This window comes from Neorhizobium sp. BT27B (assembly GCF_050455485.1).
Classification (GTDB): domain Bacteria; phylum Pseudomonadota; class Alphaproteobacteria; order Rhizobiales; family Rhizobiaceae; genus Neorhizobium.
In genome coordinates, this window is the sequence record NZ_JBCIYT010000001.1 from 777,308 (window position 1) to 794,124 (window position 16,817).

Consider the following 16,817-nt stretch of genomic DNA (forward strand, 5'->3'; position numbering starts at 1 on the left):
ATGCTCGGGCCTGTCCCGAGCATCTGCTGCGGCCCATTTTTCAGGCGTGGTGAGATCCTCGGGTCAAGCCCGAGGATGACGTCGAGAGGGTGGCGTCAGCCCCTCACCCACTGATCTTGGAAAAGTCCGCAACCGTGCCGGTCGCCTCGCGGATGGCCTTCAGCAGGGCCAGGCGGTTGGCGCGGATGGCATTGTCCTCGTCGTTGACCAGAACGTCCTCGAAGAATTTGTCGACCGGCGCACGAAGCTTGGAGAGCGCTTCCATGGCGGCGATAAAGTCTTCCTTGGCGACAGCCTCGGATGCTTCCTTCGAAGCGACGGTGATGGCGGCCCAGAGCGCCTTTTCGGCATCGAGCGTCAGGAGCGTTTCCGAAACGCTTGTCGCAACCGCAGTGCCCTTCTTTTCTTCGGCGGCAAGCAGCTGGGTGGCGCGCTTGGTACCGGCCAGCAGATTCTTGCCGTCTTCAGAGGTGACGAAAGCGGTCAGCGCCTCGGCGCGGCGGGCAACCAGCAGCAGATCATCGGCTTCAGGTGTCAGCACGGCGTCGATGACATCGTGGCGCGCACCCATATCGCGCAGATACACTTTCAGGCGGTCGTGGAAGAAGGAGAGAAGATCGATGGCAATTTCATCGGCTTTGATTTGTATTTTGGTCTTCGGCATATTGGCAAACTCAGCATCCGAAAAACCCAAATCTTCATCAAGATTTAGCTTAGAAAGCGTTTCTGCATCCCAAGCCCCTTTTCGAGCTGAATGATCAAACTCCAAGGCATATGCTTCGTCTTTTGAAGTACCAGCTCGCCGCTCATCAAAGAACTTCAGATAACGAAGAGTTCCGGAGGCAATTTCTGCAGTGAGTGGCAGCCGCACCTTCCGCTCCAGAATGATGCGCACCACGCCCAGTGCCGCACGGCGCAGCGCATAGGGGTCCTTCGAGCCGGTCGGCTTTTCGTCGATCGCCCAGAAACCAGTCAGCGTATCGAGCTTGTCGGCCAGCGCCACCGTGAGGCCGACCTTGTCTTCCGGCAGACGGTCGGAAGGGCCGTTCGGCTTCCAGTGGTCTTCGATGGCCGCGGCAACGGACGCATCCTCGCCCTGCAACAGCGCGTAACGACGGCCCATCAGGCCCTGCAGTTCGGGGAATTCGCCAACGGCTTCGGTGCGCAGGTCGGCTTTTGCCAGAACCACGGCGCGGTCCACCAGAGCGGCATCGGCACCGGTGATCAGAGCGAGTTGCTTTGCCAGTACGCGGATACGGGCAACCCGTTCACCCTGGCTGCCGAGCTTGGCGTGGAATGTGACGTTGAGCGCATCGAGTTTTGCCATGCGCTGGTCGAGCGGCTTTTTCAGGTCCAGACCGAACTTTTCGGCCGAAACCTTCAGCGTTTCCAGATCCGGCAGGTCGCCCTGGTCGCGGGTCCAGAAATGTTTGGCGTCGGACAGGCGGGCGCGCACAACCTTGCCATTGCCATGCATGATTTCCTTGCCGCCATCCTTGGCGTCGATATTGGAAATCAGGATGAAACGGTTCGACAGGCCTTCTTCCGACCCTTGAGGCCGCGTCACAAAACATTTCTGGTTGGTCTTGATGGTCAGGCGGATGATTTCCGCCGGGATCTGGAGGTAATCCTCCTCGAACGTGCCCATCAGAACATGCGGCCACTCGACAAGACCCGAGACTTCTTCCAGCAGGCCTTCGTCCTCGACCAGTTCCAGGCCGTTGGCAAAAGCGATGTCGCGGGCATCGTGCAGGATCATGTCCTTGCGGCGCTCGCCATCGAGCATGACCTTGGCCTTTTCCAGGCTCGACACGTAATCATCGAAGCGGCGCACGGTGATGGGATCAGGCGCATGAAAACGGTGGCCATAAGTGACATTGCCGGCGACGATGCCGTCGATTTCGAACGGGATGACCTGCGTTTCTTCGATTTCTGTGCCGAACAGGCAGACGATCGACTGCAGCGGGCGCACCCAGCGCAGGCTTTCAGAGCCCTTGCCGTCGATGCCGCCATACACCATGCCCTTGGGCATGGAGGCGTAACCCGAGCGCATGGATTTCGGCCAGGGAAAGGTGCGGATGATGCCGGGCATCACGTCGGAAATAATCTCTTCTGCCGCACGGCCGGGCTTGGAGACGATGGCGACATAAAAATCGCCCTTCTTGGGATCGGACACGATTTTGGCTTCCGACACATCGGCAAGACCCGCCTTGCGCAGGAAACCGGCGATCGCCTGTTCCGGCGCCTTGGTGGATGGGCCCTTGATCTCTTCGCGCTGATCGGCGGAACGGGCGGTGAGGCCGCGAATATCCAGCGTCAGGCGGCGCGGCGTCCAGTATTCGCGCGCACCCTCATAGGTGAGACCCGCATCCACCAGCGCGTCGGTAACGAGCTTTTTCAGATCGCCCGCCGCCTTGCGCTGCATGCGTGCGGGAATTTCCTCGGAGCGAAGTTCAAGCAGGAGATCGGGCATAATCAGTTTTCCTCACCCTCCCGTCATCGGGAGGGACGGACCGTGGTCCGGCATGGGGGTGAAAAATCGTGTGCTTCTGCTAGCAAAGATAGACGCCGCTGCACAATGGCAAATATCGTTTCGAATGTGCGACAATGCCCGGTCATCGCCTCAGACAACGTGAAAAAACACCGCAAGCGCACGCGTCACCTGCAGCATGGTCTCGTCGTTGATGCGACCGAAGACCGGGCCGAGCGTCTCACGTTTCACCGACATCGCCTTATCGATCATCACCTGCGATGTCTTGTGCAGACCGTTTTCAGGCGTGGGTTCGACTGTCAGGCGGATCGACGAGGCTTCCACCAGTTCCGACGATATCAACAATAGAGTGACCGTACCGGTACCTTCGAACCGATCTGACTGGATGACGAGCGCCGGGCGCGGTTTGCCGAAATCGCCCGCCAAGGCAACGGAGACGAGATCGCCGCGTTTCATGCGTCGTGATCAAGATCGGCAAGGGCCGCATCGAGAAAAATATCGAGATCAGGATCGCTTGCATCGGAAGCGGCAACGACTGCGGCTTGTCTGCGGCACTCTTCAGCGAAGCCTGCGACACGCGTATCGGGCATCCACAACTGCACAGGGCGCAGGCCGGAAGCCCTCAAAGCATCCCGATGTTTTTGAACTCTTTTGCTGGTGGAAGAAGGCATCATCACCTCCGCAGTTCGTTACATGTAACGTAAGGGCAATTGGCCTGAAATTCAATAGAGGTTGGCGGTGGTGTCCGCTTACCAGCCGCCACCACCACCGCCACCTCCCCCGCCGCCGGAAAAGCCGCCGCCTCCCGAAAACCCGCCGCCACCGCCGGAACTGGCTTTTGGCGCCGGGATGGAGGAGGAAATGGTCGAGGCCATGGAAGAGGAAAAGTCGCTGATGCGGCCGGAGAAATCCCCCATCGATCCGCCGTGATACCAGCCGGGACTATAGGCGGCGGCAGCGCCTGCCGCGGCACCGACGCCGGCTGCCGCAAGCCAGGTTTCAAACGCCTTCGACCATGGTTTTTCCACGCCGAGCGCCACCGCATAGGGCAGCAGCTTTTCAAAATGCTGCGGCGACATGGTGGGTGCGCCCGCCATGTTCATGCGGTCCTGTTCTGCCACCGTCAGGTAAAGCCGCAGGCCCTCGATGCCATCGCTCAGTTTTCGCCCGAGCGGGGTGGGCGCCCCCATCAGGAAGAAGAACAGAAGATTGATCAGCACGATGGCAGCAACGCAGACCGGGCCGCCGATATCGCCGCCATGCAGAAGTTCGCTCAGCATCAGCAGGGCGCCTGACGCCAGCGCGGTGATGACGACAAAGCCGATCACGGCCAAAATGATGATGGAAAAGATGCGCTGGCCTAGCCGCGCGCCACGGCGCAGGCCCTTGGCCGCACCGGCGGCGAATATGCCGATGAAGACCGTGAAGAACACCGGCGCGATCATCATGCCGATCGTGTCTTCCGAAAAATTGCCAAAGATGAACAGCGGCACCAGCAGGACCAGACTGAGAGCAATGCCGCCGACGATATAACCGGTATTGGCCTTGTAATATTTGCCGCGATGTTCCTTCTCGATGGCGCTGCGGAAGCGCATGCCGAGCTGTTCGACGGCCGGGCCATTGTCCTTGGATATAGTGAGTTCTTCACCCGGCTTGCCGACTGCGGCGAGAATGGCTTTCTGGCCGGACGGCAGATCGGCGGGAAGCGGTTTTTCCGTACGGCGCACCACGATGTCGCTGGAAAGATCGTCGAGTTCGACATAACCGCCGACCGCCAGATGCAGCAGCGTCGCGGAAAACGCCGTCCAGCCACCACCGGAAAAACCCTTGTTCTCCACGTAGTTCACAAGCGCCGGCGACAGGTTTTCAGGCGCATCCCAGCGCGGCACCACCACGCCTTTTTCGGGATCGCGGCCAACCGCATTCCACGCCCACCAGTAATAGAGGCCGACAATGACGACGCCGAACCCGCCGATGACCCAGCCGGCGCTGTCAGCCACGAACTGCCAGAATTTTTGCGCAGCCGTCGGTTCCGGCAGCACGCCCTTGGGGAAACCGACCAACACGGTGAGGTTTTCTTGCGGGCCGAATGGCCGTGTGGTTTCGAAAAAGGCGGTATTGCCGGAAACCCTGACGCGGGCATCCTTGCCTTCGCCGCCATAACCGCCGGTGAAATAATCGGTGGCGATGGGGGCGGTCGCGCCGGGCAGATGGATGGCGGCTGTGACCTTGCGGATCGGGAACTGCCAGCCGGAGCCGTTGACGTTCCAGTAGACCTCGTCCTGATCGTCGTAGCGCAGGATCCAGCGGTCGGTGTGGTAACGAAAGGTGTAACTGTAGATGCCGGGTGACAGGCGAGTGTCTGCATTCCCCGCATAGATGCGGATGCCGCCGGAAATGTTTTCCGTATGCGAGGATTCCGGGCGGCCATCCCGCGTCACCGACAGGAGTTCGAAACCGGCGGTGATCAGCCTGTCCGACTGGGTGCGGGTGCGCAACGGAAAATCGCGAAAGATGCCGCGCCGGATATCCACGCCTTCGGCATTGACGCGAATGGTTTCCGTCACCGTGAAGGCGCCATCCGGCTCCACCACCACATCGGAATGGTAGGAGAGGATTTCTTCACGCGCCCATGCGGCGAGCGGCAAAGCGAAGATGAGGAGAAGAGCAAGACAAAAGCCGGAAATCCGTCGCATCAACACTCTTCCCCCCGTTTTAAAAAATCAATCCTCGATGGAAACGCCGAGCGAGGACAGCACATCCCAATATTCCGGGAAGGTTTTGCCCACGCAATCGGGATCCAGAATGGTGATGCCGCCGATCTTCAACCCCGCCAGCGCAAAGCTCATGGCGATGCGGTGGTCGGCAAACGTGTCGATTTTTGCCGACAGCGTCTGGCCGGAAAGCGACGGATCGGAGGCGACGATCAGGTCATCGCCCTCTTCGGTGGCCAGCCCCTCGCGGATGTTGTTGAGCCCGGTGGAGACGGCGCGGATGCGGTCGCATTCCTTGACGCGCAGGTTGGCTATGCCGACAAAACGCACCGGCGTTTCATTGAAGGCGGCCAGCACGGCGATGGTCGGCACCGCATCCTGCATCTGCGAACCGTCGATTTCAGCCGGCAGGTGCGGAAACTGGCGGATGACGTCAAAAGCCTTGGCGTCCGGCTGGGTGAATTCCTCGTTTTTGACGCCGAGATCAATCTGCCCTTGGGTCAGCACTTCGGCGGCCCAGAGATAGGTGGCGGCGGATGCATCCGGCTCGACGACGAAATCGGTCGCTGTATAACCGGTCGGCTCGATCACCCAGGAAGACGGCGTCGGCTGCGAGACTTTTGCGCCGAAAGCGCGCATGGCCGCCAGCGTCAGGTCGATATACCCGCGCGCGCCGATATCGGCACCGGCAAGCTCGATGGTGAAGGGTTCGGAACCGCAGGCGGCGGCCATCTGCAGGGCAGACACATACTGGCTCGACAGGCCGGCATCGATGACGACCTTGTTGCTGGCGAATGTGCCATTGGCATCGATGGTGACCGGCGGGCAGCCGGTCGGGGCCTCGATCGCCACGCCCAGCGATTTCAGCGCATCGACCAGCGGCTTGATGGGACGTTTGCGCATGTGCTCGTCGCCATCGACCACGTAACGGCCGTGGCCAAGCGCCAGGGCGGCGGTCAAAAAGCGGGTGGCGGTTCCGGCATTGCCGAGGAAAAGCGGACCGGCCGGGGCCTTCAGTTCACCATTGCCGGTGACGACGAAGGTCGTTGCATCCGGTTCGTCCACCACAACGCCCATGGCGCGCAGAGCTTCCGCCATATAACGCGTGTCATCGCTTTTCAGCGCGCCGGTCAGCCGGCTGGTGCCTTTTGCCAGGCCGGCCAGAAGCAGCGCGCGGTTGGTGATCGACTTGGAACCGGGCGGCACGGCACGGCCGGACAGCGGCGCCGGATGGGGGACGATGGTCAGCTTTTCCTTGGGCATTTTTCAAGTCTCTCGCCAGCCTTCCGCCGGATGACCGGCGAGGCTTTCAGGCCAATAAAATCATGTCGGCAGCGTCTTAAACCGTCGCTGCACAAAGGGGAAGCACAGGAACTGTGGCAGATCAGAACTTGACGCTTGGAACGGCGCGATCAGCTTCGTTGGTGATCTCGAAAAACGGCTTTTTGGCAAAACCGAACTGGCCGGCCACGATGTTGGACGGAAAACTTTCGACCTTGACGTTGAGATCACGCGCCGCGCCATTGTAATAGCGCCGCGACATCTGGATCTCGCTTTCCAGCGTTTCCAGCGATGCCTGCAGTTCGGAAAAATTCTGGTTGGCCTTCAGATCGGGATAGGCTTCGGCAAGCGCGAACAGTTTTCCGAGCGCCTGGGAGAGCATGCCTTCGGCGACCGCCCTGCCCTCGACATCACCCGCCGGCACCGCCTGCGCCTGATTGCGAAGCCGCACGACCTCCTCGAACGTGCCCTTTTCGTGGGCGGCATACCCTTTGACGGTTTCGATGAGATTGGGAATGAGATCGGCGCGGCGCTTCAGCTGCACATCGATGCCCGACCACGCCTCCTCGGCCATCTGCCGGGATTTGACGAGGCCGTTATAGAGCATCACGAGATAGAGTGCTGCGACGGCGATGATGCCGAGAATGATGAAGAGCATGCGGAGATCCCCTGTTCCTGAGGATATATCTAACGCAATTCGCGCTTTATTGAAGAGCGGGCAAGCGGAAACATTGGCTGGCGGGACTTTGTGGCAATCGGTATCCAATTGGATACTTTTCGCAAAATTGGGGAGCCTTCTTATGATAGCTACAAGTTGCTTCGAGATCGCCGATTATATCGAAAGTCCGGCAGATATGCTGGAATATCTCGAGATGGCGATGGAGGGTGAAAACCCGGATGTGTTTATCACTGCACTCGGCCATGTGGCCGAGGCTTGGCAGAAATGCGAGAAGAAAAACCAAGCGCCAGCCGTTGACTGACAAAAATCCCATTCGATGACGCCGTCATCCTCGGCCCTGTTGTAAAGCCCGGACACATACCTGACAGGTGTTCGGAGACATACCTGACAGTCAGGCTGGATTTGCGATATCGATTTTGGCGACCTTTGTTGCGCCGAAGAAGACACCGTAGAGGCCGTCTCGTTCGAGTGGCCGGATGGCAAGGCACTCGCCCTTGAAGGCGCCGGGCACACGCCATGCCTGGCCTTTGAAGCTGATATATCCCTTGGTGGAGCTGATGCGCCGGACGATTTCGCCACTGTCATAGACTGGCTCCGGCAGATGACGGGGAAACGGTCTCGGCGAAGGACGATAACGACTGGCCGGAACCGCCATGCCTATGGCCTCATGGGGGCGATGGTGATTGTAGATCTCGCGCCAGTGATCGAAGGCTCTTTGCGCTTGGGTTTGGCCGGCAAGCGCGGCGAAATCGAGCACCTCGGCTTTGAGGCTGCGGTGGAAACGCTCGTTCTTGCCGCGCCCTTGCGGGTGATAAGGCCTTGCATGGATGAGATCGATACCGAGCTTGAGCAGCCAGACGCGCAGCCGCGTCCACTGGTTGGGAACACCTGTGCCCCAAGGATTGCCGTTGTCGGTATAGATCGCCATCGGCAGGCCGTAGCGACGCAGGATCGGTTCCATCCGGTCGCGAACGGTCGGCATCTGCTGGTCGAGGCACGCCTCGATGCCGATGGCGAAGCGGGAATGGTCGTCGATAATGGTGAGAGGGTGGCACCAGTCGCCCGAGGTCAGCCTGATCTGTCCCTTGAAATCCATCTGCCAAAGCAGGTTGGGCGCCTCGCGTTCGAAGCGGCCTGGTGCCAGATGGTCCCTGGTGTGAGGACCAATCCTGTCGTGGCGGGCAAGGATCGCATGCACGGTTGAGGCGCAGGGCGGCTCGATGCCGAGATCCTGCAGCCGCCTTGCGATCTTGCGCGCGCCCCAAGCCGGATGTTCGTCGCGGATTGAAAGCACCGAACGCTCGAGATCGACCGAGGTCTGACGTGGACTTGCATGGGGTCGGCGGGACCGGTCTTCGACCGCCTCGCCGGCGCGATACCGCCTCAGCCAAACATAACCCGTCTGGCGGCTGATGCCGAAGCGTTCGCAAAGCATCGAGATATTGGTTCCCTCAAGGCAGGCAAGTCTCACGAATTCGCTGCGTTGATCCGCAATCGACACATCCCGCCAAACCATCCCGACCTCCCTTGCCAGAAAGCAAAAGTGTCAGGGATGTCTCCGAACATCTGTCAACTATGTCTCAAGGCCATACACCTGTGCCGAGGATCTAACCACATCAACGACATCGGCAGCAGCAGATCCTCGGGTCAGGTCCGAGGATGACGATCGAGAGGTTTGCGCCTTTGGGAGTAAGCTAAAGCAGCCTCAGGCCGCCTTCTCGCCCAGGTTTGCCCCACCGGCATCCGTCAGCAAGAATGCTTCACCACACGCCTTCGCCAACGTCCGCACGCGCAAAATGTAGCTCTGGCGCTCGGTAACCGAGATCACGCCGCGCGCATCAAGCAGGTTGAAGACGTGGGATGCCTTGATGCACTGGTCATAGGCCGGGAAAACGCATTTGTGCAGGATCTGGTTGGAGTTTTCGACCGGCGCACCGAAAGCCAGCAGCGCCAGGCATTCCTTTTCCGCATCGATGAAATGGCGATGCAGCATTTCGGTGTTGGCGAATTCAAAGTTGTGGCGGGAATATTCCTGTTCGGCCTGCAGGAAGACGTCGCCGTAGGAAATCTTCTCTTCGCCTTCGCGACCGTTGAAGTTGAGGTCGTAGACATTGTCGACGCCCTGCACATACATGGCGAGGCGTTCCAGACCATAGGTCAGTTCACCGGCAACCGGTGAGCATTCGATGCCGCAGACCTGCTGGAAATAGGTGAACTGCGAGACTTCCATGCCATCGCACCAGCATTCCCAGCCGAGACCCCAGGCTCCCAAGGTAGGGCTTTCCCAGTCGTCCTCGACGAAACGCACGTCATGCAGAAGCGGATCGAGACCGATCGCCTTCAGCGAGCCGAGATAAAGCTCCTGCAGGTTGGACGGGTTCGGCTTCAGGATGACCTGATACTGGTAATAATGCTGCAAACGGTTGGGGTTTTCACCGTAACGACCATCCGACGGGCGGCGGGAGGGCTGCACGTAAGCGGCCTTCCATGGCTTGGGGCCAAGCGCGCGCAGCGTGGTTGCCGGATGAAACGTGCCGGCGCCGACTTCCATGTCGTAAGGCTGCAGAACGGCGCAACCCTTGTCGGCCCAATAGTTATGGAGCGTCAGGATGAGCGCCTGGAAAGAGCGCTTGGGGTCCATGTGTTCGGGCAGATCGGTCATGGGCATATCGGCATCGTTTGATTGAGGATGCGGACGAGTGCCATGCAAGGCGGCAGGGGTCAAGGTTTTATGAGGCAGGTGGTCAAAGGAAGGGATTTTGGATCGTCAGTTTGGTTTCGATGACGAGGCCGTGCTGGAGGTCTTCGGAATAATAGGTCGTGCATTCCGCCTTCAGCGCGGCCGCTACCATAACCGCATCGTAGAATGCCAGATTGTAGCGCTGAACAAGCCTCAATGCCGTCATCGTCAATTCCGGCTCGACGGCAATGACACCCTCGGCTGTTTCCGCCATATCCTCGACAATCCGAGTGATCCGACCCCATGACAAGCCAAGCTTTCGCCGTCCTACATTTGCAAATTCATTGAGAGCCTGGGTACTGATGACGAATGGTTCGCTCATCAGTTTTTGCGCCAGCGCGGCCTTGGCGCCCCCGGTCGTGGAATAAACAAGAATATTGGTATCGAGAAAATTCGCAATCGCCGGCATCAGCGGGCATTGGCCTCTTCGCGATCAAATCTCCAATCGGGCGGCAGCGTGAGCTTCAAGGCCTTGATGCGTTCAAGCGCCTGTTTTTTGGCCTCCGTCCGCTCGGACTCCGGCAACGGTCCATTGGCAACCTCAACAGTCACCTCGTCGCCTTCCTTCAATCCGAGCGTTTCTGCAACGTCATCGGGGATTTGAACGGCAAGCGCATCATTCCATCTGGTTACGCGCATGAGACATCTCCGGACAGGTTTTGACGATCATACCATCGGCATCCCGGTGGTGAAAGACCGCTGTGCAAAGGAGGGTTTCCGCGATATTCTGGGCCGTACCTTGGAGCCACGACCATGAACGTCAAGAACACCATCACCCTGTCGGATCGCTATATGCGGTATGCCGAACAGCAGGTTGAAGATGGACAGTTTCCATCTGTGGAAAAGGTCGTCGAGGCCGGGCTGGATGAGTTGATGCGGGCAGAGCAAGAGTTGACGCCGGAGCAACTCGATTCCGTGATGGCCATGGCCGATGTGATCCGTGAGCGGATGGATACGCCGCGCGACCAGTTCATTCCCTGGGATGGTGACAGCATGGCGGAGCGTGTGAAGGCGGAACTCGACGCAAAATACGGCGAGAACAAAAAGGCCTCCCGGTGAGATACACGATCATCCGGCATCCGCGCGTCGAAGCCGATTTGCTGGAGATCACCGATTACATCGCTTCTTATGCAGGTCTCGCCGTGGGCAAGGCCAAAGTGGACGAGATCGTCGCCTTCATCAATCGCCTCGCCGATTATCCGAAAATCGGCTCATTGCGCAGTGAACTCAGCCCCGGCTTGAGAGCCATTCCGGCGGCCGGCAAGGCCACGGTCTGCTTTAAGGTCGATGATGAACGTCGACTTCTGGTTATCCTGTGTATCTCCTATGCCGGCGCCGACTGGGCATCCCGCATCAAGGACCGCGACTAAACCCTATTCCTCTTCCTCACGCTTCACCCGGTATTCCCCCGTCACCGGGTCCTTTTCCAGCGTCCCCATCGCCCCCGTCTGGCGTTCGCGCTCGGCCTTTTTCGAGCGTGCGGTCAGCTTTTCCGCGTCGCCGACGAATTTCTTGTAGATCATCCAGCCACCCACCACGAGGATAGCCAGGAATATGATTTGCGCCATTGTCCCCTCAAGCGTCTATCGTTTTTGTCAGAGCCCGTAACGGCTCCACATCGCCTTGTCTTCCAGCGTTGCCGCCAGCCCCGAAGCAGCACCCGCCGCCATCTCCGCCGCACCCGATTGCGATACCACACCCGGCACGCGGCGGCCGAACAGGTTGCGGCTGCCGCCGATCAGTTCCAGCTTGGCATCCGGGCCGTAACGGCGTTTCAGCGTTTCGCGCATCTCGCCGATCCCGTCAACAAGGCCGAGATCGACACCGCGAAGGCCGGTCCAGAACAGGCCGGAAAAGATCGTGTCTTCATCCGCCAGCCGCTCGCCACGGCGCATTTTCACCATCTCGATGAAGACCTTGTGGATCTCCAGCTGCAGCGTCTTCAGGTATTCGATATCGCCTTCCTTTTCCGGCTGGAAGGGATCGAGGATGACCTTGTTTTCGCCGGCCGTATAGACACGGCGCTCGACACCGATCTTCTTCAGCAATTCGGGGAAACCGAAACCGCCAGACACGACACCGATGGAGCCGACGATCGAGGTCGGATCGACAAAGATCTCGTCACCGGCGAGAGCGATCATGTAACCGCCGGATGCCGCGACATCTTCGACGAACACCAGCACGCGTTTGTCCTTTTCTTCGGCCAGCGAGCGGATGCGCTGAAAGATCAGGCGAGACTGCACCGGCGAGCCGCCGGGCGAATTGATGGAGATGGCGACGACCGGCGCGTCCTTCCTGGAAAAGGCCTTTTCCAGCAGCGGCGCCACGGTTGCGATATTGAGCGCCGGCCGGAACTGGCTGCCGCCTGCCATGATCGTGCCGTGCAGCCGCACGACGGGGATCGAAACACCCTTCTTGCGCAGGCGCTTCGGCAGCAGGCGTGTCAGAAATCCGGCCATGTCTCTTCCTTCCAAATCGAACAGCTGTTCATGTAGGGATTTGAACGGCCGGCGCAATCACTGCGTTCCATAAGTCGGCTTCATTTTATCGTCAGACGTGCCGGCCGGTGCGGCGCATATAGGCGGCACGGCCGTTGTTGAGGTCGTCGGCGCGGGTAAGGAGGGCGTGACCATCTTCGCCATGCAGGAAAAGCGGTGCGCGAAACACAAGGCGGGCCTTCGAGCCCTTGATGCCGCTGACGAGGATGCGGGTGGCATCGGCATCCGGACGGGGATGGATGAGTGTCATCTCGAGACCGCCAAACCGTTTACCGCAAGCGGCGACGATTTCGCCGATCGATTCCGGCCGTGCAATCAAGGACAATTGCCCGCCGGCCATCGCGATTGCGCCGGCGGTGCGGATCCATGCCTCGAACAGCCCGTCGGTCATGGCATGCGCTTCCGCCTTCAGCCTGTCGGGCGTGGTGCGGTCGCCGGCATTGTTGAAGGGCGGGTTCATGATGACATGGCGAAAACTGTTGTCGGCGAGGCCGCTCGCCACGCGCGCCCGGCCGGTCAGCGTCACATCTGCCTCCATCACAGAAACCCGGCCGCTCAGATGCGAATTCTCTGAAAGGGCCACGCTGCGGCGGGCGTAATCGGCCATCAAGGGCGATCGCTCCACCAGAAGGACGTTCGCACCCGGCAGGCGCGAGGCGACCGCCATGCCGGCGGCTCCGGCACCGGCACCGAGATCGGCCACCGTGATCGGCCCGTCTTCCGCCACCAGCGAGGCCAGCAGCATGGCATCGACGCCGGAACGGTGGCCCTCGCCCTTCGGCTGCAGCACATGGAAATTGCCGCGATGGAAGGCGTCGAGCGTTTCGGTTCTGCTTTCCGCTGTTTCGCTGCTCACTGCTTTTCGTCCCGCAATTCATTCTCCAGCCCGGCATCGATGAAGATGCGGCGCGCCTCATCTGCCAGATCTTCCGCCACCAGCAGGCGTTTCGACAGCAATCCGAGCGAACCTTCCAATATGCTCATCGACTGGTCGGCAATCATGCAGGGAATATCGGCGTCTCGCATCAGGCTTTCCGCGAAGGACAGAAGCACGACATCATTGGTGCGGATCAGTTCTTTCATCACAATTCCCTCAAAATCACCGGTACGGGAGCTTTTGCCCCTTGCCGGGTCAGCCGCCCCTTTCTATGGTCCCCAGCAAAATTTGAACAGGAGTACGCATTCTTGGGCGTCGTCATTCCGCTCGAAGAGAGCAAGAACAAACATGCTTCGGTCAAGCCCCTGGTCGATCTGACCAAGGGTGACATGGAGCGTGTCAACCAACTGATCCTGTCGAAGGCCGGCTCCGACGTACAGATGATCCCGGAGGTTGCCAACCACCTGATCTCGTCCGGCGGCAAGCGCCTGCGGCCGATGCTCACCCTCGCCTCCGCCGCCATGTTCGGTTACGAAGGCGATGGCCATGTGAAGCTCGCGACCTCGGTCGAGTTCATGCACACGGCAACGCTTCTGCATGACGACGTTGTGGACGAAAGCGACCTGCGCCGCGGCAAATCCACGGCCCGCACCATCTGGGGCAACCAGGCCAGCGTTCTGGTCGGCGATTTTCTGCTCGGCCAGGCCTTCAAGATGATGGTCGAAGTCGGCTCCATGGATGCGCTCGACGTGCTGGCCACCGCCGCCTCGGTGATTGCCGAGGGCGAAGTGCTGCAGCTGTCGGTCGCCAAGAACATGGAAACCACCGAGGACGATTATCTTTCGGTCATCCGCGCCAAGACGGCGGCGCTGTTTGCCGCTGCCGCCGAAGTCGGCCCGATCATCGCTTCCACCGACAAGGCAAGCCGCAGCGCGCTGCGCTCCTACGGCATGAACCTCGGCCTCGCCTTCCAGCTGGTCGATGATGCGCTGGATTACGGTGGCAAGGCTGCCGAACTCGGCAAGAATGTCGGCGACGATTTCCGCGAGGGCAAGATCACCCTTCCGGTCATCCTCTCCTACCGTCGCGGCACGCCGGAAGAACGCGCTTTCTGGCGTCAGGCGATCGAGAACGGCGAGAGCACGGAAGAAAATCTCGAAAAGGCACTCGGCCTGATCACCAAATATAACGGTCTCAAGGACACGATTGCGCGAGCGGAGCACTATGGCACCATCGCCAGCGACGCACTCGCACCGTTGCCCGATTCCGCTTACAAATCAGCGCTTCTCGAGGTCATCGACTTCTGCATCGAGCGCGTGAACTGATCCCTGCCGGATAATAGGGTAGAGAAGGCAGTGTCCGCGTTATTCTTGCGGACCTGCTTCAAAAAAGCCATTCTGTCGTGAATCATCGGCGCAGGATTCTTCGGCGGCCATACTGTCGTCCTGCGTTTTTCATGAAAGGCACTTTTATGCGGCAGCAATTCGCCCTTCGTCTGCTTTCCGGCGCGGCCTTTGCCGCCGCCATCATGCTGGGTGGGCAGGCGATCGCCGCAGCCGGCAATGAGAAGCCGGCGACGGAAGAGACCCAGACCTTCGATGCAACGAAGGTCAATTCCTTCTCCGGCGCGTTTCTTGCAGCCCGCACGGCCGATGTCGATCACGACTATCCGAACGCCATCACGCTGTACCGCAAGGCACTGGAGCTGGAACCGGCCAACACGGAAATTCGCGAACGGTTGATGCTGTCGCTTTTGATGAGCGGCGATTTCGACGGCGCCCTGCCGTTTGCCAACGAATTGAAGACGGATGAAGGCGTCGAGCGCATCACCACGATCGTGCGCGGGCTGGATGATATCCGCAACCGCAAATTCGCCGAGGCCGAAAAGCTCCTGACCTACAAGGGCTCCAACGATCTCGACCGTATCACCCACACGCTTCTGGCCGCCTGGGCGCGCGTCGGTGCCGGCAAGGGCAAGGAAGCCCTGACGCTGGTGCGCGGCATGAAGGGCCCCGCCTGGTTCAAGGTGTTTACCGATTACCATCTCGGTGCCATGGCGCTGGTATCCGGCGATATCAACACCGCCCGCTCCAGCCTGACATCCGCCATCACCAATGATGACGGCGTCGCCACCACCCCCGACACTTTTATGCGCGCGATCATGGCGCTCGCACGTCTTGAGGCCAGCCAGGGCAACAAGCAGAAGGCGCTCGACACGATTGCCGTCGGCGACCGTCTGATCAGCAATTACGCACCGCTGAAGGCCCTGCGCCAGAGCATCGAGGCCGGCGACAAGCCGGACCAGCAGGTGACGACCGCCACCGAAGGTGCTGCCGCCGTGCTGTTTTCCGTCGGTGGCGCGCTGAACCGCCAGGGCGCCGAGGAAATGGTGTCGCTCTACCTGCACATGTCGCATGCGCTGGACCCGAAAAGCGCCGACACGCTGATCCTGCTCGGCGGCATTGCCGAAAAGCTGGAACAGCCGAAACAGGCGATCGCGCTTTATGAAAAGGTACCGGCGGATTCGCCGATGCGCCGCATTTCCGAACTGCAGCTTGGCCTGACCCTTGCCCAGACCGGCGAAGTGGACAAGGCCCGCGAGCACCTGAAGAACCTGATCGCGTCCGACCCTTCCGACCTGCGCAGCTACCTCGCTTATGGCAGCGTTCTTTCCGACGCCAAGGATTACAAGGCGATGGCGGAGAATTACGACAAGGCCGTCGCGGTAATCGGCCCGATCGCACGCCCGGCCGACTGGACGATCTTTTTCCAGCAGGCCATTTCCTATGAGCGCCTGAAGCAGTGGGACAAGGCCGAGCCTGCCTTCCGCAAATCGCTGGAGCTCAACCCGGAACAGCCACAGGTGCTGAACTATCTCGGTTATTCCTTTGTCGACATGAACCGCAACCTCGACGAGGGCATGGCGATGATCAAGAAGGCCGTGGATGCGCGGCCGGATGACGGTTACATCGTCGATTCGCTCGGCTGGGCCTATTACCGCCTCGGCCAGTTCGAGGAAGCGGTGACGGAACTGGAACGCGCCGTGCAGCTGCGCGCCGGCGATGCCGCCATCAACGACCATCTGGGCGACGCCTACTGGCGCGTGGGCCGCAAGCTGGAAGCCAATTACCAGTGGAAGCGCGCGCTGACCATGGAGCCGGAAGAAGCGGAAATTCCCAAAATCAAGGAAAAGATCGAAAACGGCCTGCCACCGGCAGAACCGATCAAGCGCGCCGAAACCACGGTGACGCCGCCGGCCACGACCGAGACGCAGACCGCCATGGTGACGCCACCGGCCAATCCGGCACCTGCAACGCCTGCCGCCGCAGAGACGCCCGCGGCCGATGCGGCAATCGCTGCACCGAAGGCGAACAGCTACACGGTCAATGCCGGTGATACGCTGTGGAAGATCGCCAATGACGCATTGGGTGATGGTGACCGCGTGATGGAACTGATCCGCGCCAACCCTTCGCTGCGCCGCAATCCGAACCGGATCTTTCCGGGCCAGGTTCTCGACCTGCCCGGCACTGGCAACTG

The 16,817-nt window shown here is 60.2% G+C and carries 17 protein-coding genes and 2 pseudogenes; 5 read left to right on the forward strand and 14 right to left on the reverse strand.

The genetic code is table 11. The annotated features are described in order from the left end of the window. Positions 1–103 precede the first annotated feature (103 nt). The 6 genes from glyS to AAIH70_RS04125 all read right to left on the reverse strand — a co-directional run bounded on the left by glyS (position 104) and on the right by AAIH70_RS04125 (position 7,144). The gene (gene glyS / locus AAIH70_RS04100; RefSeq protein ID WP_132272844.1) at positions 104–2,473 is read right to left on the reverse strand and encodes a glycine--tRNA ligase subunit beta; all 2,370 of its coding nucleotides are present in this window, start codon (positions 2,471–2,473) and stop codon (positions 104–106) included. A 150-nt stretch (positions 2,474–2,623) separates the two neighbouring features. Further along, on the reverse strand, positions 2,624–2,947 hold the full coding sequence (locus AAIH70_RS04105) for a type II toxin-antitoxin system PemK/MazF family toxin (RefSeq protein WP_430033205.1): 324 nt from the start codon (positions 2,945–2,947) through the stop codon (positions 2,624–2,626). Continuing rightward, complete coding sequence (locus AAIH70_RS04110) at positions 2,944–3,165, reverse strand: antitoxin MazE family protein (RefSeq protein ID WP_430033208.1); 222 nt, start codon at positions 3,163–3,165, stop codon at positions 2,944–2,946. Before AAIH70_RS04110 ends, AAIH70_RS04105 begins: the two co-directional genes overlap by 4 nt. 75 nt (positions 3,166–3,240) lie before the next feature. Then, positions 3,241–5,187: a DUF2207 domain-containing protein gene (locus AAIH70_RS04115; RefSeq protein ID WP_132272841.1), complete on the reverse strand. Its 1,947-nt coding sequence runs from the start codon at positions 5,185–5,187 to the stop codon at positions 3,241–3,243. A gap of 27 nt (positions 5,188–5,214) precedes the next feature. Beyond that, positions 5,215–6,468 (reverse strand): 3-phosphoshikimate 1-carboxyvinyltransferase, encoded by a 1,254-nt coding sequence (gene aroA, locus AAIH70_RS04120; RefSeq protein WP_132272840.1) that lies wholly within the window; start codon positions 6,466–6,468, stop codon positions 5,215–5,217. Between the two features lie 121 nt (positions 6,469–6,589). Next, positions 6,590–7,144: a LemA family protein gene (locus AAIH70_RS04125; RefSeq protein WP_132272839.1), complete on the reverse strand. Its 555-nt coding sequence runs from the start codon at positions 7,142–7,144 to the stop codon at positions 6,590–6,592. Between AAIH70_RS04125 and AAIH70_RS04130 the strand changes: the two genes are divergently transcribed. Continuing rightward, positions 7,131–7,466 carry a DNA-binding protein gene (locus AAIH70_RS04130; protein ID WP_132272838.1) on the forward strand — a complete coding sequence of 112 codons (336 nt, stop codon included), beginning with the start codon at positions 7,131–7,133 and terminating at the stop codon, positions 7,464–7,466. The genes AAIH70_RS04125 and AAIH70_RS04130 overlap by 14 nt on opposite strands. Positions 7,467–7,512: 46 nt before the next feature. On the opposite strand, the pseudogene AAIH70_RS04135 reads toward AAIH70_RS04130, so the two are convergent. The 4 genes and pseudogenes from AAIH70_RS04135 to AAIH70_RS04150 form a co-directional block, all read right to left on the reverse strand. Continuing rightward, a pseudogene (locus AAIH70_RS04135) lies at positions 7,513–8,681 on the reverse strand (IS481 family transposase); the annotation flags it as partial. A 189-nt stretch (positions 8,682–8,870) separates the two neighbouring features. Beyond that, a complete protein-coding gene (locus AAIH70_RS04140) occupies positions 8,871–9,827 on the reverse strand; it encodes a glycine--tRNA ligase subunit alpha (RefSeq protein WP_132272836.1) in 957 nt (318 codons plus the stop codon). Between the two features lie 82 nt (positions 9,828–9,909). Beyond that, on the reverse strand, positions 9,910–10,314 hold the full coding sequence (locus tag AAIH70_RS04145; protein ID WP_132272835.1) for a PIN domain-containing protein: 405 nt from the start codon (positions 10,312–10,314) through the stop codon (positions 9,910–9,912). Beyond that, on the reverse strand, positions 10,314–10,544 hold the full coding sequence (locus tag AAIH70_RS04150) for an AbrB/MazE/SpoVT family DNA-binding domain-containing protein (RefSeq protein ID WP_132272834.1): 231 nt from the start codon (positions 10,542–10,544) through the stop codon (positions 10,314–10,316). Before AAIH70_RS04150 ends, AAIH70_RS04145 begins: the two co-directional genes overlap by 1 nt. Positions 10,545–10,658: 114 nt before the next feature. Between AAIH70_RS04150 and AAIH70_RS04155 the strand changes: the two genes are divergently transcribed. Both AAIH70_RS04155 and AAIH70_RS04160 read left to right on the forward strand, forming a co-directional pair. Beyond that, entirely contained in the window at positions 10,659–10,964 is a 306-nt protein-coding gene (locus AAIH70_RS04155) for a hypothetical protein (protein ID WP_132272833.1), read from the forward strand. Beyond that, positions 10,961–11,275, forward strand: coding sequence for a type II toxin-antitoxin system RelE/ParE family toxin (locus AAIH70_RS04160; protein ID WP_132272832.1), 315 nt, complete (start codon positions 10,961–10,963; stop codon positions 11,273–11,275). The genes AAIH70_RS04155 and AAIH70_RS04160 overlap by 4 nt, the downstream gene beginning before the upstream one ends. Before the next feature lie 3 nt (positions 11,276–11,278). Here the strand turns inward: AAIH70_RS04160 and AAIH70_RS04165 are convergent, their stop codons facing one another. The 4 genes from AAIH70_RS04165 to AAIH70_RS04180 form a co-directional block, all read right to left on the reverse strand. After that, positions 11,279–11,473: a hypothetical protein gene (locus AAIH70_RS04165; RefSeq protein ID WP_132272831.1), complete on the reverse strand. Its 195-nt coding sequence runs from the start codon at positions 11,471–11,473 to the stop codon at positions 11,279–11,281. Between the two features lie 27 nt (positions 11,474–11,500). Then, on the reverse strand, positions 11,501–12,364 hold the full coding sequence (locus AAIH70_RS04170; RefSeq protein WP_132272830.1) for a S49 family peptidase: 864 nt from the start codon (positions 12,362–12,364) through the stop codon (positions 11,501–11,503). Between the two features lie 91 nt (positions 12,365–12,455). Continuing rightward, the gene (locus AAIH70_RS04175) at positions 12,456–13,259 is read right to left on the reverse strand and encodes a tRNA1(Val) (adenine(37)-N6)-methyltransferase (protein WP_245519096.1); all 804 of its coding nucleotides are present in this window, start codon (positions 13,257–13,259) and stop codon (positions 12,456–12,458) included. Then, entirely contained in the window at positions 13,256–13,486 is a 231-nt protein-coding gene (locus AAIH70_RS04180) for a DUF2007 domain-containing protein (RefSeq protein WP_132272829.1), read from the reverse strand. Before AAIH70_RS04180 ends, AAIH70_RS04175 begins: the two co-directional genes overlap by 4 nt. Positions 13,487–13,588: 102 nt before the next feature. On the opposite strand from AAIH70_RS04180, the gene AAIH70_RS04185 reads away from it, so the two are divergent. Then, entirely contained in the window at positions 13,589–14,605 is a 1,017-nt protein-coding gene (locus AAIH70_RS04185) for a polyprenyl synthetase family protein (RefSeq protein ID WP_132272828.1), read from the forward strand. Positions 14,606–14,751: 146 nt separating this feature from the next. Further along, positions 14,752–16,575, forward strand: a pseudogene (locus AAIH70_RS04190) (tetratricopeptide repeat protein); the annotation flags it as partial. Between the last annotated feature and the right edge of the window lie 242 nt (positions 16,576–16,817).